Genomic DNA, 21,434 nt, shown 5'->3' with positions numbered 1-21,434 from the left:
GGGGCTGGTGGGAAGAGTCGCGGCCGAATTTGTTGCACCTTTTTGTTGACAGGCGTTTTCACTGTCACATCTCGATCCGGTTGCGGCGCCCGCAACGTGACGAGGGGTGGCGGTCCGCTGCCGGACCGCCACCCCTCTGGTCGTACGCCTGTGCTCAGTCCTCGTCGGACTTGCCGCCGCTCATGCCGGAGGCGATCAGGTCCATCACGGACGAGTCCTGCAACGTGGTCACATCGCCCAGCGAACGGTTCTCCGCCACGTCCCGGAGCAACCGCCGCATGATCTTGCCGGAGCGGGTCTTCGGCAACTCCGGCACCAGCATGATCTGCCGGGGCTTGGCGATCGGGCCGAGCGTCTTCGCCACGTGGTTGCGCAGCTCGGCGATGAGCTGCTCACCCGCGTCGCCGGAGATCTCGGTGCTGCCCCGGGGAATGGCGAACGCGACGATCGCCTGTCCGGTGGTCGGGTCGGTCGCGCCGACCACCGCCGCCTCCGCCACCGACGGGTGCGACACCAGCGCCGACTCCACCTCCGTGGTGGAGATGTTGTGCCCCGACACCAGCATCACGTCGTCGACCCGGCCGAGCAGCCAGACGTGCCCGTCGTCGTCCTTCTTGGCACCGTCACCGGCGAAGTAGATCCACGGGTCGTTGGCGTCGCCACTGGCCCCCGCGCCGAACCTCGACCAGTACGTCTCGATGAACCGGTTGTCGTCGCCCCAGATGGTGCGCAGCATCGACGGCCACGGCTCGCGCAGCACGAGGTAACCGCCGCCGCCGTTGGGCACCGACTGGCCCTGGTCATCCACCACGTCCGCGACGACGCCCGGCAGGGGGGCCATCGCCGAACCCGGCTTGGCGGCGGTCACGCCCGGCAGCGGCGAGATCATCATGCTGCCGGTCTCGGTCTGCCACCAGGTGTCCACGATGGGCAGCTCACCCCGCCCGACGTGCTGCCTGTACCACATCCACGCCTCGGGGTTGATGGGCTCGCCGACACTACCGAGCAGCCGCAGCGAGGAGAGGTTGTACTCGGCCGGGATCTCCTCGCCCCACTTCATCATGGTGCGGATCAACGTCGGCGCCGTGTAGAGAATGGTCACCCGGTACCGGTCGACGATCTCCCAGAAGCGGCCCTTGTGCGGGGTGTCCGGGGTGCCCTCGTACATCACCTGGGTAGCGCCGTTGGAGAGCGGGCCGTAGACGATGTAGGAGTGACCGGTCACCCAGCCGATGTCCGCTGTGCACCAGTAGACGTCGGACTCCGGCTTCAGGTCGAAGACCGCGTACGAGGTGTACGCCGTCTGGGTCAGGTAACCGCCGGTGGTGTGCAGGATGCCCTTCGGGCGGGCGGTGGTGCCGCTGGTGTAGAGGATGAACAACGGGTGCTCGGAGTCGAACGACTGCGCGGCGTGCTCGGCCGACGCCTGCTCCACCGTCTCGTGCCACCAGTGGTCCCGCTCGGACCAGCCGATCTCCTCACCGGTACGCCGGACCACCAGGACGTGCTCGACCGACGGGCAGTTCGCCACCGCCTCGTCGACGGTCGGCTTGAGCGCGGAGGGCTTGCCGCGCCGGTATCCGCCGTCGGCGGTGATGACGACCTTCGCCGAGGCGTCCTGGATCCGGTTGGTGAGCGCGTCGGCGGAGAAGCCGCCGAAGACCACGCTGTGCGTGGCGCCGATCCGGGCACAGGCCAGCATCGCGACCGCGGCCTCCGGGATCATCGGCAGGTAGATCGCCACCCGGTCACCGGCCGTCACCCCGAGGTCGGTGAGCGCGTTCGCGGCCTGGCAGGTCATCCGGTGCAGGTCGGCGTAGGTGATGGTGCGGCTGTCGCCGGGCTCGCCCTCCCAGTGGATCGCCACCTTGTCGCCCCGGCCGGCCTCCACGTGCCGGTCGAGACAGTTGTAGGCCACGTTCAACTGCCCGCCGACGAACCATTTCGCGAACGGCGGCCGGGACCAGTCCAGCACCTGATCCCACTGCTTCGTCCAGGCCAACCGGGCCGCCTGGCGCTCCCAGAAGGCGAGCCGGTCGGCCTCCGCCTCGGCGTACGCGTCTGCGGTGACGTTGGCGTCAGCGGCGAGTTCGGCCGGCGGCGGGAACTGGCGCGTCTCGTTCAGCAGGTTGGCCAGTGCCTCGCTCATGCCGGTACTCCGCTTCGCTTCGTGCCGGCATGAGGCACCAGCGCGCTGCATTGATGGTTCGCTCGCTGCCGCTCGCTCATGCGGTGACTCCTCGTTGCTCGGGTGACCTGGGTCTCTTCCGGGCAGGTTAGTCGCGGCGGCCGAGCGAGGCGACCGATCCCCGACGCGCCCGTCGCTCAACGGCCCCTCCCACGCGCCGAGGTGCAGGGCAGGGCTGCTCCGAGCGGCTGCTGCGGATGGCGTGCCCGTTCGACGCCCGGGCCCGTCACGCGTTGCCGCCGGGGTCTGTCACGGGTTGCGGCCGGGGTCTGTCACGGGTTGCGGCCGGGGTCTGTCACCGACTGAAGGCGGGGTCTGTCACGGATTGCGGCATGCCGGGCTTTCCCGGCGGCGTGAAAGCCCGAGATGCCGCATGTCGCGACTGCGGCCCTCCCGGCGCGGCCCCATCAGAGGGCCGCCCGCCCGGCCGGTGGATGGCCCCCGCCCGGCCGGGCAGGTGGTCCCCGCCCGGCGCGGTGGATGGGCCAGCCCCCGCCCGGCCGGTGGGTGGTCTCCGTCCGGGCCGGACGGGTGGCGGGGATCGCGTTGCCGGTGACTCGCGCCCGGGCGTACCGGCATCGTCGCTAACGTGTCGGGGTGACCGCCGATCCGCTCGCGCCGCTGCTTGACCTCGCCGACATCGCCGCCGCCGTGGAGCGCGCCCGCGACCGGTTCGACGCGGCCCTCGGCCACCGGGCGTTGCGCCGCCACGGCGGCCAGGTCGCGGCCGAGGTGAGCCTGCGCTCCGCGGTGGCCAGCGCCGGGCTGGAGGGCCATCACCACGAGCGGGAGACGGTACGCGCCGGCACCGTCACCGAACCGGTGCTCCAGGGCGCGCTGCGGGTGGCCGGAGCCCTGCCCGGGCTCAGTGAACTCTGGCCGAAGGCCCCCCGGCAGGCGCTGGCGAAACTGCACGTGCTCGCCGCCCGCGAGGTGGTCACCGAGGCCGAACTGGGCCGCCCGATCGACGACCCGGTGGTCGCTGCCCGGCTCGACGCGTTGGCCACACTGGTGGCCGGCGGCACCCGGGTCACCCCGCTGGTGCTGGCCGCCGTCGTGCACGGTGAACTGCTCAACCTGCGGCCGTTCGCCGGCCCGTCGGGTGTGGTGGCCCGGGGCGCGGCCCGTCTCGTGCTGCTCTCCACCGGATTCGACCCACGTGGCCTGCTCGCCGTCGACGTCGGGCACCGGGAACGTGAGCCGGAGTACGTGGGCGCGGCCGGCGCCTTCGCCACCGGCACACCGGACGGACTGCGCTCCTGGCTCCGCCACTACATGTCGGCCGTCGAGGTGGGCGCCGACCAGCTCACCGCGATCGGCGACGAGATCCTGGCCGCCTGACCGTCCGGTTGCGGGTGTCCCATGAGCGCACCTGGTCGGCCTGCAACGCGGCACCGGCAGAGGGCTGCTTGGCGAGGGGGCTGTCCGCGGCCGGCCACGTTGGGCGGAACGAGGGCGTGCGGCCGGGTCAGGCCGGCGAGGCGCTGGCGCGGGTGCGGCGGTGCCGCCCGTACCAGGCGATGCCGATGGCCACCCCGACGCCCACGCCGAGCGCCGCCGCGGCGACCGGCACGGCGGGCCGTTCGCGCAGTCGCCGGCCCAGCGGCACCGGGTGCCGGAACTCGAGCACCGGCCAGGCGTTCTCGACCGCCAGCCGGCGTAGCTGCCGATCCGGATTGACCACCGACGGATGACCCACACACTCCAGCAACGGGCGATCGCTGTACGAGTCGGAGTAGGCGTACGAGTCGGCCAGGTCGTAGTCGCGGGCGGTGGCAAGTTCGCTTACCGCCTCGACCTTGCTGGGACCGGCGGCGTAGAACTCGACCTCGCCGCTGTACCGACCGTCGACCACGCCCATCCGGGTGGCGATCACGTCGGTCACCCCGAGCAACGCACCGATGGGGCGCACCATCTCCTCGCCCGAGGCGGAGACCAGCACCACGTCCCGACCGGCGGCCTGATGTTCCTCGATCAGCGCGGCGGCCTCCGCGTACACGTAAGGGTTGATCAGCTCGTGCAGCGTCTCCGCGACGATCTGGCGGACCTGCTCCACCGGCCACCCCTTACAGAGCGTGGCGAGATAGTCGCGGGTTCGGGCCATGGTTTGCTCGTCGGTGCCGCCCAGCCGAAACATCAGCTGCGCGTACGCCGACTTGACCACGTCACGCCGAGTGATCAGGCCGTCCCGGTAGAACGGCCTGCCGAACGCCAAGGCGCTCGACTTGGCGATGACGGTCTTGTCCAGATCGAAGAAAGCGGCACTTCGGCCCACGGCGCGAAAGTCTAGCCCGATGGTCTATGGTCGGCGGGTGCCCGGGGGCTGAAGAACGCTCGGACCTGCGGGCCGACCCTCACCCGCCTGCGAACAGTGACCGCGGTCACACGCTGCGAGCAGGATTTCGCAGGGAGTGGAGGCTACACCACTCGACGTACACAGGTCCGCTCAGGCAGACTTGTTCACAGCACGAGCATTCATATCTCGTACACCGGCAGACCCTCGGCGGTTGCACCCCCCGTGACCGCTGAGTAGGTTCGGCTCGACCCCCCCGGAGCCGAACCTCCGACGACCCCCGTCTCCCCCCGACGGGGGTCGTCCCTTTCCCCCGGGTAAGCGCTCCACCGCAGGTCACAGGTCGTCCCCGATCCCGTCGGTGGCTTCATCCTGCGCCGTTTCCAAGTACCGAGGTCCGATCGGGATCGCGACATCCCCGCTGACCAGACGATCAGGGTGGATCATCAGCGCTGGAAACGATCTCCATACTGCCGTTCTGTACGTTGCCGGGATGAGCGAGAGCGCCTTCGTGATCCCTGCTGTGTCACGGTCAGCAGTCGTGCGACTTCTCGACGAGCTGGCGGTAGCGGGCCACGGCGGCTGGTCTACAGACACTCGGCTGTCCATCTGGCTGATGGAGGAGGCGAGCGGCCTGTACCAGGACTGGGAGCCGGAGGACATCGCGAACCTTGAGCAGGCTGTCGGTCGGCGGCCTGAGTGGGCCGTGCAGATCGACTACCGACTTTCGCGCCGGGCGGACCTGGCGGCGCTGACCTCCGCCCTTCTCAAGGATGGCGGTGTCGCGGTCGACGACTTCTGCTCCCACGTTTGGACGGCTGCCGAGATCGAGACTGACACCGTGATCAGCGGGGGCCGGTTCGGCGGAGGCCCTGTCCGCTAAGTGGGCATCGCGAACTGTCGGGCCGGATCGGCGCGGAAGGCGGGTCGGGCCGGACTGGGGGTCAGCACGAACTCGTACGTACCGTCGTCGGCTCCCTCGGCTTGAGGGTGTCCTCGGACTTCGGCTTCGTACCAGCCGGTGGCACTGTCACCCGGCGGTGTTCCGGATGGTCGGGCCTCCAGTGACGGAGGTAGCCGATGCCGCAGAGCAGCAACGAGCCAGTGTCCGACCCCAGGATCCAGCCGGGCGAGGAGGGCGCCGGAGCAGGCCATGGTGGATGATCCGCGGCGTGTCGCACCAGCACGGTGTAGTACCCGGCAGTCAGACCCGTCAGCGGTAGCGCTATTCCCTCCCGGGCGATGGTGTCACCGGCCTCGGTGGTACTGAACAGATCCAGCAGGTCGCGACCCGTGCTGTCCGCACCGAGGTGTCGGTCGAGGCGCGCGGGGTCGAGCAGCACAAAACCGTGAGCTTCAGGAAAGCAGCCCGTCAGTTGGACGGCTGGGAAGACGGTCACCTGATCACGGCGCGGGCGGGTGTGCGCTTCGGTTCGAAGCAGACCAGGGCGCGACCTCGCCGGTCGGTCACCACCCAGGGGTGACCGACGTAGGTGTGCTGCCGATACGACTCGCTCGGGGGCAGCACGGCGTACTGCCGCCGGTGCCCACGGTGGTCCAACCAGTACACGATCACCGATCGCGAGCGAAGGTTGACGAACTCGATGCTGGTTTCGCTGCCGCCGCTGACCGAGCGCAGCTCACGCTCCCGCCATGCCGGCACAGGGGGCAGGTGCTCCGGCTGGGGTGGCCGGGTGGTCGCTGGCGGTTTCGCCGGCCGGCTCGGCGTGGGAGTGGGGCGGGTGTCCGGCGTGGCGGGCACTGTCGATGAGTCGGCCCGGGTGGGCGACGGGGCCGGCGTCGCCCTGCGACTGAGTTGTGGTCGGGAGGACGAGACCCCGCCGACGGACGACGCGGCGGACGGCGACGGGGCGCCGGCGGACGCGGTTCCGTCCAGGTTGGACCCGGGGCCACCCGGAGGCGGCGGTACCCAGTCCGACGGCACGTCGGGGGCCGCGACCGTCGGTGGCTCGGTTGCTGGCCACAGCACGGTGAGCATGAGCCCGAGCGTGGCGGCCGCGAGGCCGGCCAGCACCACCCGGTGCGACATTCGGCCGGGTGCGCGGTGGGCGGGTTCGACGGAGACGGCGGCTGCCCGTAGGGGCGGGGGCGGAACGGCCGGCCCGCCAGGTGTCTCCGGCGCGGGCGGAAGTGCCCGCGGAGCCGGGCGCGCCGCCAACTGCCGGGCGCGGGAACGTGGGTCGAACAGCCAGGGGCCGACCCGCAGCCTCGGCTCGACACGGGCATGTTCGTGATCTGGCGACTGCGTCATGACCTCGATCCGGCGAGGAATGCCGTTCTGCCGACGGCACAGGACGTCGATTATGCGTGTTGCGCGTCACGTTCCGCCACGGTTGGCGAGGGTCGAGATAGGTGCGATGTGCGGCCCGTCCCCATAACAGATCAACGCCCCTTGTGGGCGTTGTCCACACAGCGGTTCGTTGTCCACAGGCCAGCCGGCAGGGGCGGCGTTCGGGGCGGCAGCGGCGGCAGGGTTCGACCCAGTGAACCCGCGCCGACCGCTTGGAGGCCGCGATGCCATCCCGTACCTCCGTCCCACCTGACCGGCGCCTGCCGCTGGTCGTCACCTCGGACGGTGACCTGCTCGACGACCTGCTCCGGCTCGCTGCCGCAGGCGGAGTCGAGGTGGAGGTCGCCGCCGATCCGGCGGCCGCCCGCACCCGTTGGCGGCCATCCCCGCTGGTCCTCGTCGGCAGCGACCAGGCGCAGCCCTGCCTGCGGGCGCGGCTGCCCCGCCGTTCCGGGCTGGTCCTGGTGGGACGGGCCGGTGACGTCGAGTCCGGTTGGCAGATGGCCGACCTGCTTGGCGCCGAACACGTCGCCGTGTTGCCGGCGGCCGAGCCGTGGCTGGTGGACCGGTTCGCCGAGTGCGGCATCGAGGGCGCGGCCACGGCCTCGGCCCGGATGGTCGCGCTGGTCGGCGGCCGGGGCGGAGCCGGTGCCAGCATCCTGGCCGGTGGCCTTGCCGTCACCGCCGCCCGGGCACGGCTGCGTACCCTCCTGCTCGACGCCGATCCGCTCGGCGGTGGCCTGGATCTGGTGCTCGGCTGGGAGCAGATGGAAGGGCTGCGCTGGCCGGCACTGACCGGGGCCGACGGGCGGGTCGACGCGCCGGCCCTGGTGCGAGCGTTGCCCAGCCGGGGTGATCTGGTGGTGCTCTCCTGGGACCGTGGCGACCTGATCGCGGTACCGGCCGAGGCGGTGGCCGCCACCCTGGACGCCGCCCGGCGGGGCCGGGACTTCGTGGTGGTCGACCTGCCCCGCCAACTCGACGACGCCGCCGTGACCGCACTTCAGGCTGCCGACCGGGCGTTCGTGGTGGTACCAGCCGAGCTGCGGGCGACCGCCGCCGCGGCCCGGGTGGTCACGGCGGTCGCCCCGCACTGTTCCGACCTGTCCGTCATCGTCCGGGGGCCCGCCCCCGGCCGGCTACGCGCCACCGAGGTCGCCAAAGCGCTCGGCCTGCCGCTGGCCGGCTCGCTACGGCCGGAGCCGGGGTTGTGCCGGGGACTGGAGCGCGGCGAGGCCCCGGCGGCCGGTGGGCGCGGCCCACTGGCCGAGCTCTGCCAGCGGATCGTCACCGAACTTACCGGCCAGCCTGCGGCGGGCGCGGCATGACCGGCGAGAATCTCGCGGCCCGGGTACGGCAGCGGATCGCGGCCACCACCACGCCGGTCACCCCGGCCGCGATCGTTTCCGCGGTACGCGCCGAACCCGACGCCGCCGTACTCGGTGACAACGCCCTGCTGCGGATCGCCGACCGGGTACGCGACGACCTGGTGGGCGCCGGTCCGCTCGCCGTGCTGCTGGCCGACCCCGAGGTGACGGACGTACTGGTCAACGGGGCGCGGGTGTGGGTCGACCGTGGGCAGGGGCTGCACCAGGTGCCGGTGCCGGTGGGCACTCCGGACGACGTCCGTCGCCTCGCGCAGCGGCTCGCGGCCGCGGCCGGTCGTCGGCTGGACGACGGTTCGCCGTGCGCCGACGCACGCCTGGCCGACGGTACGCGTCTGCATGCGGTGCTACCGCCGGTGGCGACCGAGGGGCCGTACCTGTCGCTGCGTACCTTCCGGCAGCGGCCGTTCACGCTGGACGAACTGGTGGCACAGGGTGCGGTGGCCCGGCCGGTGGCGCCGGTGCTCGCCGCCGTGGTGGCGGCCAGGCTCGCCTATCTGGTGATCGGCGGCACCGGCTCCGGCAAGACAACCCTGTTGAACACGTTGCTCGGCCTGGTACCGACCACCGAGCGGATCGTGCTGGTCGAGGACGCCGCCGAGTTGCGGCCGGTGCACCCGCACGTGGTGGGCCTGCAAACCCGGACGGCCAACGTGGAGGGATCGGGCGCCGTCGGCCTGAGCGAGCTGGTCCGGCAGGCGCTGCGGATGCGACCGGATCGCCTGGTGGTCGGCGAGTGTCGGGGTGCGGAGGTGGTCGACCTGCTGGCCGCCCTCAACACCGGGCACGAGGGCGGGGCGGGGACGCTGCATGCCAACACCCCGCCGGACGTGTCGGCCCGGCTGGAGGCGCTCGGTCTGCTCGGTGGGCTGCCGCGTCCGGCCCTGCACGCCCAGGTGGCGGCGGCGCTTCAGGTGGTGTTCCAGATCCGCCGTACCCCGCAGGGCCGCGTGCTGGAGTCCATCTGCCTGCTGCTGCCGGAAGGGCCCGACCGGCTGGTCACCGCCGTCCCCGCCTGGGTTCGCGGTCGGGGACTCGGCGTGGCGGCACGGGCGCTCGGCACGCTGATCCGCAACCGCGACGTGCCGGTGCCGCCGATCCTGTGCGAGCCCTGGCCCACATCGGCGGTGTCGTCATGAGTGGCGCGTGGTGGTGGGCGGTGTCGGTGTTGCCAGTCCTGGCGGCACTGGCACACCGGATGCGTGGCCGACGTGTGCTGAGCTGCTCCGGGGACGGCGCGACAACGGCCGACGATCCGCTGGTCGCGTGGGTCGTTGCCCTGCGCGAGACGAGCGACGTCGGCCGGGCGGGCGATTTGGCAGGCAGCAGCCCGTTGGCCCGATCCGTCGGGCCGGTCGGCTCGGCCCGCACGGTGCGGCGTCGTCAGGTCGGCGTTCGCCTGCTGGCCCGGAAGCCCGGGCCACCGCCCCCGTCGGTCGTGGCCCGACCGTCCAGGCCGCCGGCTTCCCCGATCGTGTTGTCCGGGCCGTCGACATCACCTACGGCGTCCCGTCCGCCGGGGCCGCGAGGAAGCCAGCGACCGGGTCGGTCCGCCGGCGTACCCGGTGGCGTCGGGTCGGGAACAGCACCCGCTGTCGCGGCGTCGGCGGCACGGATGGTCGGCACACCGGCACCGGCCGAGGATGAGATGGTCGCGAGCGGGAACGACCACAGCGACCAGAGCGACCGGCGCGTACCTATCGACCACCGGGATCAGACTGAGCAACGCCCACCGGGGGTGAGCCGACCGACGGCGCGGCTGGCGACACCGCGAAGCGTCTTGGTGTTTACCTGCCTGCTCGGTGCGGGGGTCGGTGGGCTGCTCGCCGGTCCGGTGGCGGCAGTGGCGCTGGCCGGTTACGGCGTACTGGGTGTGCGGGCGCTGCTCCGTCGGGCAACCGTGAGCCGGGTCGCCCGGGATCGCCGGGAGCGGTTGGATCAGCTGTGTGCCCTGGCCGCGGATCTGCGGGTGGGTCTGCCGGTGCCGGTGGCCGCGCAGGCGCTGACCAGCTCGTTCCTCAACGCCACTTCGGCCGCGGCGCAACCGGTTCGGACGGACGAGGCCGTCGACGGCCGACCCACCGGGTCCGAGCAACGCTTGCCGGACGGGGCAGGACCCGGTTCCGCGGAGGACCGCCTCGGGCGACTGGCCGGGGCTGCGGTACGGCTGGCCGAGCGTACGGGGGCGCCGCTGGCCGATCTGGTGGAGCGGATCGAGGCCGATGCCCGGTCGACCGACCGAGGGCTGGCCGCGGCCACGGCACAGGCGTCCGGTGCCCGGGCCACCGCCTGGTTGCTGGCTGCCCTGCCGCTGGGCGGGATCGGCCTCGGATACGGGATCGGGGTGGACCCGCTCCAGGTGCTGCTGCACACCCCGATCGGTGGCGCTTGCGCGACCGCTGCCGTGGGTCTTCAGGTGATCGGGTTGCTCTGGGCGGAGCGTCTCTCGGTCACCTCGGTCGGGGACAGCTGATGTCCGGGCCGCCCCTGGTCGCCTGTGGTCTGACCGGCGTCGCCCTGGCCGCCGCGCTCGTGGTCGGCCGGTACCGGCCTCGGCGTCGGTTGCGTCGGCTGTCCAGCGGGGCGTCGCCGGCAGTCCAGCGGGACGGGCGAGCCGGCGAGCCAACACCACGGGCTTCGGCAGCCTCGCCACGGGGTTCGGTCCCGTGGCGGCCGGACCTGGTCCGGTTGGCCGCCGGGCTGTCCGGCCTGGCGGTGGCGGTACTGGTCGAAGGCTGGCCCGGCGCGGTGGCGGCACTGCCCACGGCGGTGCTGCTCGACCGGCTGCTCCGGCGGATCGAGCCGCCGGCCGTCCGCCGTGGCCGGCTGCGCGCCGCAGCCGACCTACCACTCGCCGCTGACCTGCTGGCGGCGGCGCTGCGGGCCGGGGCACCCCTGGAACGCTCGGTGCTCGCAGTGGCCGACGCGCTCGGTGGTCCGCTGGGCCGGCAACTTGCCCGGGTCGGCCGGACGCTGCAACTCGGCGGTGGGCCCCAGGAGGCGTGGGGACATCTGGCGGCGGTACCGGGAGCGCACCGCGTGGCCACCGCCGCGATCCGCTCGGCGAGCAGTGGCGCGGCGCTGGCCGGAGCGCTGGCCCGGCTCGCCGAAGACCTGAGATCAGACCGGGCCGTGGCGCTTGAGGCGGCCGCCCGCCGTTCCGGCGTGCTGATCGTGCTGCCGCTGGGCCTCTGCTTCCTACCCGCCTTCATTCTCGCCGGTCTGGTGCCGGTGATCGTCGCTGTCCTTGGCGACGTGCTGTGAACCCAACGAGAAAGGACGAACACGTGCGCAGAATCCTCGCCCGCCTTCGCGGGGACGCCGGGATGAACACGGCGGAGTACGCGGTCGGAACGCTCGCCGCAGTGGCCTTCGGCGGTGTCCTGCTCAAGGTGCTGACCTCCGACGGTGTGCAGTCCGCGTTGACCGCCGTCATCGACCGGGCACTGAAGTGACCGGGCGCCGGCCGGCCGGCCACGACCGGGGATCGTTCACGGCCGAGATGGCGGCCGGCCTGCCGGCGCTGGTGCTGCTCCTGCTCACCGGGCTGACCACGATCAACGCGGTGAGCACCAAGGCGGCGTGCCTGGACGCGGCCCGGGAGGCGGCGCTCGCCGCCTCCCGGGGAGAGCCGGGCACCGCCGCCGGCAGCCGGCACGCACCGGCCGGTGCGGAGGTGGTCGTCGTCTCGGACGGTGAGCACGTCCGCGCGACGGTCCGTGCGTCTGTCCGCGCCCTCGGTACTGATCTGCCCACGATCAGCGTCGCGGCCACGGTCGTCGCTGCGGTCGAACCGGGTGCCCCGGAGCCGCAACCGTGAGCGCCGTCGTAACTTGCCCTGCCACCACCGCCCGGGGGCGCGGCCTTCACGCCCGTCGACTGCGTCGTCCGTCCAGGTGGCAGCGGCGGCCGGGGTGGAAGCTGGGCCGGTGGCGGAGTCCCATCGCCTGGGTGCTGGCTCAGACTGCCCGCCGGCCACCGTCTGCCCCGCCGCCTGGTCGGACGCTCTGCTGGTGGGCGGGTTGGCGGGCGACCGGGGGTGGTGAGCGGGGCGGGGCCACGATCTGCCTGCTCGGGGTGGGGCTGTTGTTCGTCGTGGCAGGTCTGTTTGGTGCGGGCGTGGGAGCGGCCCGGGTGGCGCGACAGCAGGCCCGGGTCGCCGCTGACCTCGGTGCCCTCGCCGGTGCGGCTCGGGCTCTTCAGGACGAGCCGGTGGCGTGCGCACGGGCAGCGGAGTTGGTCGCCGCGAACGGGGCCCGGCTGGTGTGGTGTCGGCTCGACGGGCTGGATGTGCTGGTCACCACGGAGGTGGTCGTGGATCCGTTACCGGGGATGACGCGGACCGCCAGGGCCACCAGCCGGGCCGGGCCGCTACGCGGCTGACCGGGTACGGGTCGACTGCGGCCGGTGGGCTACGGCACCGACGACGCCCGGGGCGCCGGGGGAGGCGTGGCGCTGCGGCAGCGGCTGGTTGAGCGCGGCACGACGTGGTGGGGCCGGTGGGAGGCGGGAGCGCGGCGTGGTGCGCCCGTGTGTCCGGGGCCTGGCGCGCGGCGACCGGTGGGCCGGCCCGCTCGGCCTGGCGCGCGGCGACCGGTGGGCCGGCCCGCTCGGCGTGTTCGTCGAGCGGGCCGGCCAGGCGGTATCGGCTGTGCGGGTGGGGTGGGCGGCTGAGGCCGGACGCGGCGTCAGCGGCCCTGGAGGGCGTCGAGGGCGACGGCCATGGCGATCACCAGGCGACGGTCGATCTGCGGGTTCTGGATCTCGACGACGTACCGGTCGCGCAGACCCCACTTCTTGACGACGGAGAAGACGGGCTGGCCATCCGCGACGAAGTCGAAGTGGTACGGCAACCAGGACAGCGAGTCGACGAAACGGCGCAGCAGTGCCACCGGCATGCTGCGCTCCTGACCGGTGACGTTGGGCAGGCCGGCCTGCTCGACGTGCCAGGTCGAGCGGAGCAGGGACTGCGCGAAGTCCTTCCGGAACAGGCCGATCGGGTTGCCGGCGTGGTCGGTGACGTCGTACGTGGCGCCGAGGTCGAGACGTTGGCGCGCCTTGAAGCCGAGCAGCGGCTGCTGCTTGGACTCGTCGGTGTAGATCGTCACCTGCTCCTTGAAGGCGAGCCGCTTCTGCTGGGCGAATGCCAACAGCCCGCCCTCGGAACCGTCCGGCGCGACGCTGTGCACCTCGTATTGGTTGACCATGAACCGCACCCGCTGGCGGATGTGGAACTGTTGCTGCGCCTGCAAGCTGTCGAGCTGCATGAGAACTCCTCGATTGTGGTGCGCCGGAGTGTCGCACAGTCGGACAACGGCTGCGTCCAGGGTCCGCCCGTCAGCGGATGCCGTCGGTGGCCGACCGGTGCGTCATGGTGGTCAACAGCTGCTGAATGGTGCGTAGGCGTTCGTTGATCTGATCCAGCCGTTCGGCCTGGGCCAGGGTGGCGAGCGCGGTCCCCAGCGCGATCTGCTGGTTGATGTCGAGCTTCTCCTGGTCAATGGTGTAGAGCAGGTCGACGGTCTCGGCGATGGTGTCGGCCACGGCCTCTCCTCCATGCTGGCAAGGACAGCGAACGGCAAGCACAGCGCTCGATGGAAGCGCTCCCACCATCATTGCCCGGCGGCTGCGGTTTTCATACCCGGCCAGGTCATTCCGGCAGGTTGGTGAGCACCACGTCGAGCACCCGGATCGCGTCCGGCTTGGACAGCGGGTTGTTGCCGTTGCCGCACTTGGGTGACTGCACGCAGGACGGGCAGCCGGCCTCGCAGCCGCACTCGGCAATCGCGTCACGGGTGGCCCGGAGCCAGGACGCCGCCATGCCGTACGCCCGTTCCGCGAAGCCCGCACCCCCCGGATGGCCGTCGTAGACGAAGACGGTCGGGGCCTCGGTGTCCGGGTGCACCGCCGTGGAGAGCCCGCCGATGTCCCACCGGTCGCAGGTGGCGACCAGCGGCAGCAGCCCGATCGCGGCATGTTCGGCCGCGTGCAGCGCCCCCGGCACCTCGGCGGGATCCACCCCGGCGGCGATCAACGACTCGGGGGAGAGGGTGAACCAGACCGCGACGGTACGCAGCTCGCGCGCCGGCAGGTCCAGCGGGCGGGTGTCGATCACTTCGCCGGTGGCGATCCGTCGCCGCTGATAGGAGACCACCTGGCTGGTGACGTCGACCTCACCGAGGAAGAGCCCGACCGGTCCGGCGTCGACGTAGGAACGCACCGAGACCACCGACAGCGAGGTGACGTCGCGGGCGTGGGTGGACCAGTCCGGCTCCTCGGGGTGCACCAGCGCGCATCCGTCGTCCAGGTCGAGCGAGTCGACCACGTACGACACGCCCTGATGCAGGTAGACCGCGCCGGAGTGCAGCAGGAAGTGCGCGGAGCCGCCGTCGACCGTACCGAGCAGCCGACCGGTCGCCGCCTCCACCACGCAGACCGGCGCACCGCCCTCGCCGCGCAGATCCACAGCGGGCCGTTCCCGGTGCCGCCAGTACCAGCCGGTCGGCCGTTGTCGCAGCGCACCCGCCTCGACAAGCGCCGCCACGGTCTCCTTGGCGCCGTCGCCGAAAAGCTCCAGGTCGGCCGCGGTCAACGGGGCCTCCGCCGCCGCGCAGGCCAGCTGTGGACCGAGCACGTACGTGTTGGCCGGGTCGAGGACGGTCGCCTCCACCGGCGCCCCGAAGACCGCCTCCGGATGGTGCACCAGGTAGGTGTCCAGCGGGTCGTCCCGGGCCACCAGTACCGCAAGGGCCTCCTGGCCGGAACGCCCGGCCCGGCCCGCCTGCTGCCACAGCGACGCCCGGGTGCCCGGATACCCGCAGATCACGACCGCGTCCAGCCCGATCAGGTCGACCCCCAGCTCCAGGGCATTGGTCGAGGCCAGCCCCAGCAGGTCGCCGTGCAGCAGCGCCCGCTCCAGCTCGCGGCGCTCCTCGCGTAGGTAGCCGGCCCGGTAGGCGGCCACCCGGTCGCCGAGCCCCGGCACCGCCTCGTCGAGGCTGCGCCGGGCGCTGGTAGCCACCACCTCGGCGCCCCGGCGGGAGCGGACGAAAGCCAGCGTGCGTACCCCGGCGGCGACGGTGTCGGCGAGCAGGTCGGCGGTCTCCCGCAGCGCCGACCGGCGAACCTGGGTCAGATCGGACCCCGCAGCTGGCTCGCCGGACGAGGATGGGGCACCCGGGAACGGCTCCGGCTGTCCGGACGTGACCCGCCGATCGGCCTGCGCCATTCGGCTGGACGGCTCCCGGCGTGGTGTCGGCGTGGGCCCGGCGGCGGACGAGGCTGCCGGGAGCAGCGGCGGCTCCCAGAGGGCGAAGGTGACCCCCGCACGCGGCGAGGTGTCCTCGGTGACGGCCGTTACCGGGAGGCCGGTCAGCCGGCCGGCTGCCGCGGCCGGATCGCCTGAGGTCGCCGACGCCAGCACGAACGTCGGTCCGGCGGCGCGACCGTACCGTGCGCACTGCCGCCGCAGCCGGCGCAGCACGTGGGCGACGTGCGAGCCGAACACGCCCCGGTAGACGTGGCACTCGTCGACCACCACGTACGCCAGCCGACGCAGGAAACCGGACCACTGGGCGTGCCCGGGCAGGATGCCGTGGTGCAGCATGTCGGGGTTGGTCAGCACGAATCGGGAGTGCCGCCGGATCCACTCCCGCTCGGCGCGCGGGGTGTCGCCGTCGTAGCAGGCCGGGCGTACGCCCTCGATCTCCAGCGCGGCGACGGCGCGCAACTGGTCGGCGGCGAGCGCCTTGGTCGGTGCCAGGTAGAGCACGGTGGCGCGCGGGTCGGCGAGCAGCGTGGCCAGCGCTGGCAACTGGTACGCCAGGGACTTGCCGGACGCGGTGCCGGTGGCCACCACGACGTGCTGGCGGTCGTACGCCAGGCCGGCCGCCTCAACCTGGTGCTGCCACGGTGTTACCACTCCGCGCCGGGCGTACGCCGCGCGCAGCTCCTCCGGAGCCCAGGACGGCCACGGTGCCGGCGCCCCGACCCGGGGCGGTACCCGCTCGACGTGGGTGACCGGATCGGCGGGGTGTCGCTGGCGTAGCCGGCGCAGCAGCTCCCCCGGCGACACGACCGGCGGGCCGGCCGGGACGGCATCCGGCGGGTTGGCCACGGGAACCGGACCCGGCGGGTCGGCCGGGACCGTGCCGGGCGGTCGCTCGGGGCCGCTGCCGGCGGATACGGTGGCTGCCGAGGTCACGTCCTGCACTCTCGCACTGGTGTTCGGAAATGGGAAATCGGCGTGCCGGGTACGGATGGACCTGCCCCGGTGAGTGGTCGGCCCGACCCTGGGGTAGTGGTTAGATGCCAAGAGAGTTTACGGCTGCCTGAGGAGGACGGATGGAGCTGTCACTGGCGACCCGGACCGTGGGTGAGCACACGGTGCTCGAGGTCGGCGGTGAGGTGGACGTCTACACCGCCCCTCGGCTGCGCGAACGGCTCCTGGAACTGATCGACGCCGGGGCCCGGCACGTGATCGTCGACCTGGGTCGGGTGGATTTCCTCGACTCCACCGGGCTGGGTGTGCTGGTCGGCGCGCTCAAGCGGCTGCGTACCGCGGACGGCACCTTCGCCCTGGTCTGTGACAAGGAGCCGCTGCTCAAGATCTTCCGAATCACCGCGCTGGACCAGGTGTTTCCGCTGTACCCGACGGTCGAAGCGGCGACCGGCGCCGGCCAGTGATGGCCACGGTCCGGCTCTCCTTCTCGCCCGCGCCGGTGCACGTGCGTACCGCCCGGCTGGTCGGCGTCGCGGTGGCCCGGCGCGCGGGCGTTCGCGAGGATCTGCTCGACGAGGTCCGCCTGGCCATCGGCGAGGCGTGCACCCGTGCGGTCGCCCTGCACCGCCAGTACGGCGTGGCCGAGCCGGTGCTCGTGGAGATGTCCGACTCGGGGGCGTACTCGGTGCGGGTGGTGGATCGGGCGCCGATCGAGGCGAGCATCGGTCTGGCCGCGCTCGACGCCGACCAGTTGGCCAACGAATCACTGAACGAGGACGATCTGACCACCGGTGTCGGCTTCGCTCTGCTCGCCGGATTCGTCGAGGACCTTCAGGTTCGTCCCGTCGACGAGGGCGTCGGCACCGAGGTGCGGATGGTCTGGCCGGTCAACCACTGAATCGAGGGCCTGGCCGCTGCCGGATCACCATGGACCGCTTCCTATATCAGATTCCGGTTCATAACACAGCGACGGAGATCATCCAGACCCGCCGCCACCTCGGTGTGACCTCGAACACTGGAGAGGGCTAGAGTACGCGGGTTGTCAGCAAGTGATCCACCCGGCAGCCAGCACAGATGGGCGTGGAGTCGCTGGTTCGCCGGGTGGATCGGCGCGCGCTTGCGAATTCGCATCCAGGCGCCGGACGGTGCGTCTCCACCGGCCGGCGCGTTGTTCGGCACAGGAGGACACAGATGTCCGACACCTTGGCCGCCGAGGGCGGCGGGATCTCCCTCACCGGAGCCAATGTCACGTACGTCGTCATCGCCGCGGTGATCGCGCTGGTCGCGCTCGCCTTCGCCGCCGCGTTGACGAAGACGGTGCTGGCCGCCGGCAGGGGCACCACAAACATGCAGGAGATCTCCGGGGCCGTGCAGGAGGGCGCCTCGGCCTACCTGCTCCGGCAGTTCCGGACCCTGGCGATCTTCGTGGTGATCGCCGTGGTGCTGCTGTTCCTGCTGCCGGTGCACGACACCGACGGCAGCGAGATCGCGGTGAAGATCGGTCGCTCGCTCTTCTTCGTGGTCGGCGCCGTGTTCAGCGCCTTCATCGGTGGCGCGGGCATGTGGCTGGCGACCCGGGCCAACCTGCGGGTGGCGGCCGCCGCCCGGGAGCGTGAAGGTGGCCGCGAGTCGGCCATGAAGATCGCCTTCCGGACCGGTGGCGTGGTCGGCTTCCTCACGGTCGGCCTCGGCCTCTTCGGCGCCGCGCTTGTCGTACTGATCTTCAGGGGTGACGCGCCGACGGTGCTTGAGGGCTTCGGCTTCGGCGCCGCGCTGCTGGCCATGTTCATGCGGGTCGGTGGTGGCATCTTCACGAAGGCCGCCGACGTGGGCGCCGACCTGGTCGGCAAGGTGGAGCAGGGCATCCCGGAGGACGACCCGCGCAACGCCGCCACCATCGCCGACAATGTGGGCGACAACGTCGGCGACTGCGCCGGCATGGCTGCCGACCTCTTCGAGTCGTACGCGGTCACCCTGGTCGCCGCGCTGATCCTGGGCCGGGCCGCATTCGGCACCGACGGCCTGGTGCTGCCGCTGATCATCTCCACCATCGGTGTGCTCGTCGCCATCATCGGCGTCTTCATCACCCGGCTGCGCGCCTCCGACCGCAATGCCCTGACCGCGATCAACCGCGCCTTCTACCTCTCCGCGCTGATCTCGGCGGTGCTGGTCGCGGTGGCAACGTTCGCCTACCTCCAGCCCACCTGGGCGGCGCAGCTCGGTGACGACTGGCGGGAGACGCTCAACGTCAACGGCGGAGATCCGCTCTTCGGTCCGCGCGGTGTGGTCATCGGCGCGGTCGTCATCGGCATCGTGCTGGCCGCCGCCATCCAGGCGCTCACCGGCTACTTCACCGAGACCAACAGGCGCCCGGTGCAGGACATCGGCAAGAGTTCGCAGACCGGCGCGGCAACCGTCATCCTCGCCGGCATCAGTGTCGGCCTGGAGTCGGCGGTCTACTCGGCGCTGCTCATCGCCGCCGGTGTCTACGGCGCCTTCCTGCTGGGCGGCGGCTCCATCACGCTCTCGTTGTTCGCCGTGGCGCTGGCCGGTACCGGTTTGCTCACCACCGTCGGCGTGATCGTCGCGATGGACACCTTCGGCCCGATCTCCGACAACGCCCAGGGCGTGGCCGAGATGTCCGGCGACATCGACGAGCACGGCGCCCGTACGCTCACCGAGCTGGACGCCGTCGGCAACACCACAAAGGCGATCACCAAGGGCATCGCGATCGCCACCGCGGTGCTGGCCGCGACGGCGCTGTTCGGCTCCTACACCGACACGCTGCGCACCGCGTACGCCGACGCGGGTGTGGGCGACGTCAACGACATGATCCTCAACGCGTTGAACGTGTCGAACCCGCAGAACCTGGTCGGCCTGATCATCGGTGCGGCTGTGGTGTTCCTCTTCTCCGGTCTGGCCATCAACGCGGTCTCCCGTTCGGCGGGTGCCGTGGTGATGGAGGTCCGCCGGCAGTTCCGTGAGCTGCCGGGCATCATGGACCGCACCCAGCGTCCGGAGTACGGCAAGGTTGTCGACATCTGCACCCGGGACGCGCAGCGCGAGCTGATGACCCCCGGCCTGCTGGCCATCCTGGCGCCGATCGCTGTCGGCTTCGGCCTCGGGCCCGGCGCGCTGGCGTCGTACCTGGCCGGTGCGATCGGGGCCGGCACGCTGATGGCTGTCTTCCTGGCCAACTCCGGTGGTGCCTGGGACAACAGCAAGAAGATGGTCGAGGACGGCGCGTACGGCGGCAAGGGTTCCGAGGCGCACGCCGCGACGGTCATCGGCGACACCGTCGGTGACCCGTTCAAGGACACCGCCGGCCCGGCGATCAACCCGCTGCTCAAGGTGATGAACCTGGTCGCGCTGCTGATCGCGCCGGCCGTGGTGGCCTGGAGCGTGGGCGACGACCGCAACGTGGGCCTGCGGATCACCATCGCCGCGGTGGCGACGGCGATCATCGTCGCGTCGGTGGTGTTCAGCAAGCGCAAGGGCATCGCCATGGATGACGACACCGACAGCGGTACCGGCACTGCCGACCCCCGTCCGGAGTCGATCAAGGCCTGACGGGTAGGACACACCGGTCCCCGGTTGGCAACGTCTGCCGGCCGGGGACCGGTCGCCGCTCCGGACCCGGTACCGATGACCGGTGCCGACCGGGAAGAGAAGCCGTACGCTGCAACGCATGCGTACGTGCCGGGCGGCAGCCGCCGGAAAGTTCACGGTTGTCCTGGCCACGCTGATGATGTTGGTCGCCTGCGGCTCCAGCGGCCCCAGTCCGCGGGCCTGGGCCGCCTCGGTCTGTTCGGCGCTCACCCCCTGGCGGGCCGAGATCAGCAAGTTGACCAACAGCACCGATCAGCAGATGACCGCGCAGACCACCCCGGCGCAGGCCAAGGAGAACCTGGTTCGGCTCTTCGGCGGTGCCGAGCAGGCCAGCGAGACCGCCCGACGCAAGGTGGAGCAGGCCGGAGTGCCCGAGGTCGAGCACGGTGAGGAGGTCTCCGCCGGCTTCCGCGCCTCACTCGCGTCGATGCGGGACGCCTACGGTCGGGCCCGGAGCACCATCGACGGCCTCGGCACCGGCGAGGCCGGCACCTTCTACGACGGTGTCCAGGCCGCCGTGGAAACCCTCCAGCAGGAGTACGACGCCAGCGCGCTGGACACCAGCCGACTCCACTCCGAGGAGCTGAAGCGCGCCTTCGACGAGGTACCCGAATGTCGTTGAGCGGTTCCGGCGAGACACCGGCGGCGCAACCGCTGCCGGTGTCCTTCCCACCGCCCGTCGAGACGCCACCGTCGTCGCGCCGTCGTCGGCCGACCGGCCGCCGGCCCATGCCCGTCGACCCGCCGGCCGACGAGGACTCTCCGGACCGCCCGACAACCGTGCCGGCCGAGGCCACCGGCACCGACCGGCAACTGGTCTTCTTCGGCGCGGAGACCGGTGAACCCTCGGTGGCCGACCTCGCCGGGCTGCTCGCCGGCCCGGGCGAGGTGCACCGGATGGGCGGCACGGCCCGGTTGTCGGTGGTGGTGGAGGCCGCATGGCGGGTGCACGTGCTCATCGCTGAGCTGGCCCAGCGGGGCGTCCGGAGTAGCTGGGCACCCACCGAGGACCAGCGCTACGCGGTGCGGACCGCGTACACCCGGACGATCGTGCCGCTCGCGGCGGCCTGGCTGCGCGGTCCGACACAGCATCCGCCGCCCGGGTTCCAGCTCGACGGCCGGCGGCTGCGCCTCTGGCTCGCCGCGGCCGGAGTGGCCGATCCGCCCGATTTCCTGCTCCGCCTCGGCGGTAGTGACCCACGGCGGTGGGCAGTGGTGGGTGCCGCCCTGGCCACGGCCGGGCTGACCGGTGAGCTGATCGAGGCGGGCCCGGGTGGGCCCGCGTACCGGATCGCGGGCCGCCGCCGGACGCAGCGGCTGGCCGAGCTGGTCGGTGAGCGCCCGCCCGCGAGCCCGCCGTCGGCCTGGCCGACCCGGGCCTGACGGTCGGCGCGGCTGTCCGATCGGAGACAGCCGGGTGTCGGGGA

20 protein-coding genes and 1 pseudogene are annotated in these 21,434 nt (G+C 72.1%); 14 read left to right on the top strand and 7 right to left on the bottom strand.

Features of this window, described 5'->3' with window-relative positions:
* Positions 1–154: 154 nt before the first annotated feature.
* Positions 155–2,149 (bottom strand): acetate--CoA ligase, encoded by a 1,995-nt coding sequence (acs, locus tag ACFY2A_RS00695; RefSeq protein WP_387166722.1) that lies wholly within the window; start codon positions 2,147–2,149, stop codon positions 155–157.
* Between the two features lie 636 nt (positions 2,150–2,785).
* On the opposite strand from acs, the gene ACFY2A_RS00690 reads away from it, so the two are divergent.
* On the top strand, positions 2,786–3,529 hold the full coding sequence (locus tag ACFY2A_RS00690) for an oxidoreductase (protein ID WP_387166719.1): 744 nt from the start codon (positions 2,786–2,788) through the stop codon (positions 3,527–3,529).
* 127 nt (positions 3,530–3,656) lie between these two features.
* On the opposite strand, the gene ACFY2A_RS00685 is transcribed toward ACFY2A_RS00690, so the two are convergent.
* On the bottom strand, positions 3,657–4,463 hold the full coding sequence (locus ACFY2A_RS00685; protein ID WP_164446469.1) for an HAD family phosphatase: 807 nt from the start codon (positions 4,461–4,463) through the stop codon (positions 3,657–3,659).
* A 511-nt stretch (positions 4,464–4,974) separates the two neighbouring features.
* On the opposite strand from ACFY2A_RS00685, the gene ACFY2A_RS00680 reads away from it, so the two are divergent.
* On the top strand, positions 4,975–5,364 hold the full coding sequence (locus ACFY2A_RS00680) for a hypothetical protein (protein WP_387166716.1): 390 nt from the start codon (positions 4,975–4,977) through the stop codon (positions 5,362–5,364).
* A gap of 61 nt (positions 5,365–5,425) precedes the next feature.
* Here ACFY2A_RS00680 and ACFY2A_RS00675 read toward each other — a convergent pair whose 3' ends face one another.
* Positions 5,426–5,881 carry a hypothetical protein gene (locus ACFY2A_RS00675; protein WP_387166713.1) on the bottom strand — a complete coding sequence of 152 codons (456 nt, stop codon included), beginning with the start codon at positions 5,879–5,881 and terminating at the stop codon, positions 5,426–5,428.
* The gene (locus ACFY2A_RS00670; protein ID WP_387166710.1) at positions 5,878–6,753 is read right to left on the bottom strand and encodes a hypothetical protein; all 876 of its coding nucleotides are present in this window, start codon (positions 6,751–6,753) and stop codon (positions 5,878–5,880) included. Before ACFY2A_RS00670 ends, ACFY2A_RS00675 begins: the two co-directional genes overlap by 4 nt.
* Positions 6,754–7,016: 263 nt before the next feature.
* Here ACFY2A_RS00670 and ssd point away from each other — a divergent pair, with 263 nt between their 5' ends.
* From ssd to ACFY2A_RS00635, 7 genes and pseudogenes are all read left to right on the top strand, one after another.
* Complete coding sequence (ssd, locus tag ACFY2A_RS00665) at positions 7,017–8,120, top strand: septum site-determining protein Ssd (protein ID WP_387166707.1); 1,104 nt, start codon at positions 7,017–7,019, stop codon at positions 8,118–8,120.
* Positions 8,117–9,316: a TadA family conjugal transfer-associated ATPase gene (locus ACFY2A_RS00660; protein WP_387166704.1), complete on the top strand. Its 1,200-nt coding sequence runs from the start codon at positions 8,117–8,119 to the stop codon at positions 9,314–9,316. Before ssd ends, ACFY2A_RS00660 begins: the two co-directional genes overlap by 4 nt.
* A gap of 623 nt (positions 9,317–9,939) precedes the next feature.
* A pseudogene (locus tag ACFY2A_RS00655) lies at positions 9,940–10,650 on the top strand (type II secretion system F family protein); the annotation flags it as partial.
* A complete protein-coding gene (locus tag ACFY2A_RS00650) occupies positions 10,650–11,441 on the top strand; it encodes a type II secretion system F family protein (RefSeq protein WP_387166701.1) in 792 nt (263 codons plus the stop codon). The pseudogene ACFY2A_RS00655 and the gene ACFY2A_RS00650, both read left to right, overlap by 1 nt.
* 62 nt (positions 11,442–11,503) lie before the next feature.
* Positions 11,504–11,632 (top strand): DUF4244 domain-containing protein, encoded by a 129-nt coding sequence (locus ACFY2A_RS00645; RefSeq protein ID WP_205808979.1) that lies wholly within the window; start codon positions 11,504–11,506, stop codon positions 11,630–11,632.
* Positions 11,629–11,997, top strand: coding sequence for a TadE family type IV pilus minor pilin (locus ACFY2A_RS00640; protein ID WP_387166698.1), 369 nt, complete (start codon positions 11,629–11,631; stop codon positions 11,995–11,997). The genes ACFY2A_RS00645 and ACFY2A_RS00640 overlap by 4 nt, the downstream gene beginning before the upstream one ends.
* A 242-nt stretch (positions 11,998–12,239) precedes the next feature.
* Entirely contained in the window at positions 12,240–12,560 is a 321-nt protein-coding gene (locus ACFY2A_RS00635) for an Rv3654c family TadE-like protein (protein WP_387167463.1), read from the top strand.
* A gap of 305 nt (positions 12,561–12,865) precedes the next feature.
* Here the strand turns inward: ACFY2A_RS00635 and ACFY2A_RS00630 are convergent, their stop codons facing one another.
* The 3 genes from ACFY2A_RS00630 to ACFY2A_RS00620 form a co-directional block, all read right to left on the bottom strand.
* A complete protein-coding gene (locus tag ACFY2A_RS00630) occupies positions 12,866–13,444 on the bottom strand; it encodes a hypothetical protein (RefSeq protein ID WP_164446463.1) in 579 nt (192 codons plus the stop codon).
* Between the two features lie 70 nt (positions 13,445–13,514).
* Positions 13,515–13,721: a hypothetical protein gene (locus tag ACFY2A_RS00625; protein ID WP_387166694.1), complete on the bottom strand. Its 207-nt coding sequence runs from the start codon at positions 13,719–13,721 to the stop codon at positions 13,515–13,517.
* Positions 13,722–13,827: 106 nt separating this feature from the next.
* The gene (locus tag ACFY2A_RS00620) at positions 13,828–16,293 is read right to left on the bottom strand and encodes a DEAD/DEAH box helicase (RefSeq protein WP_387167460.1); all 2,466 of its coding nucleotides are present in this window, start codon (positions 16,291–16,293) and stop codon (positions 13,828–13,830) included.
* A gap of 227 nt (positions 16,294–16,520) precedes the next feature.
* Here ACFY2A_RS00620 and ACFY2A_RS00615 point away from each other — a divergent pair, with 227 nt between their 5' ends.
* From ACFY2A_RS00615 to ACFY2A_RS00595, 5 genes are all read left to right on the top strand, one after another.
* Positions 16,521–16,862 (top strand): STAS domain-containing protein, encoded by a 342-nt coding sequence (locus tag ACFY2A_RS00615; RefSeq protein ID WP_363923656.1) that lies wholly within the window; start codon positions 16,521–16,523, stop codon positions 16,860–16,862.
* Positions 16,862–17,296, top strand: a complete 435-nt coding sequence (locus ACFY2A_RS00610) for an ATP-binding protein (protein ID WP_093404069.1) — start codon at positions 16,862–16,864, stop codon at positions 17,294–17,296. The genes ACFY2A_RS00615 and ACFY2A_RS00610 overlap by 1 nt, the downstream gene beginning before the upstream one ends.
* A gap of 293 nt (positions 17,297–17,589) precedes the next feature.
* Entirely contained in the window at positions 17,590–19,968 is a 2,379-nt protein-coding gene (locus tag ACFY2A_RS00605) for a sodium-translocating pyrophosphatase (RefSeq protein ID WP_387166691.1), read from the top strand.
* A 118-nt stretch (positions 19,969–20,086) separates the two neighbouring features.
* Positions 20,087–20,629, top strand: coding sequence for a hypothetical protein (locus tag ACFY2A_RS00600; protein WP_387166688.1), 543 nt, complete (start codon positions 20,087–20,089; stop codon positions 20,627–20,629).
* A complete protein-coding gene (locus tag ACFY2A_RS00595; protein WP_363923650.1) occupies positions 20,620–21,390 on the top strand; it encodes a hypothetical protein in 771 nt (256 codons plus the stop codon). The genes ACFY2A_RS00600 and ACFY2A_RS00595 overlap by 10 nt, the downstream gene beginning before the upstream one ends.
* The last annotated feature ends 44 nt before the right edge of the window (positions 21,391–21,434 follow it).

It is taken from the genome of Micromonospora sp. NPDC000442 (genome assembly GCF_042898635.1).
Classification (GTDB): domain Bacteria; phylum Actinomycetota; class Actinomycetes; order Mycobacteriales; family Micromonosporaceae; genus Micromonospora.
This window is presented reverse-complemented; position numbering and strand designations above follow the sequence as displayed.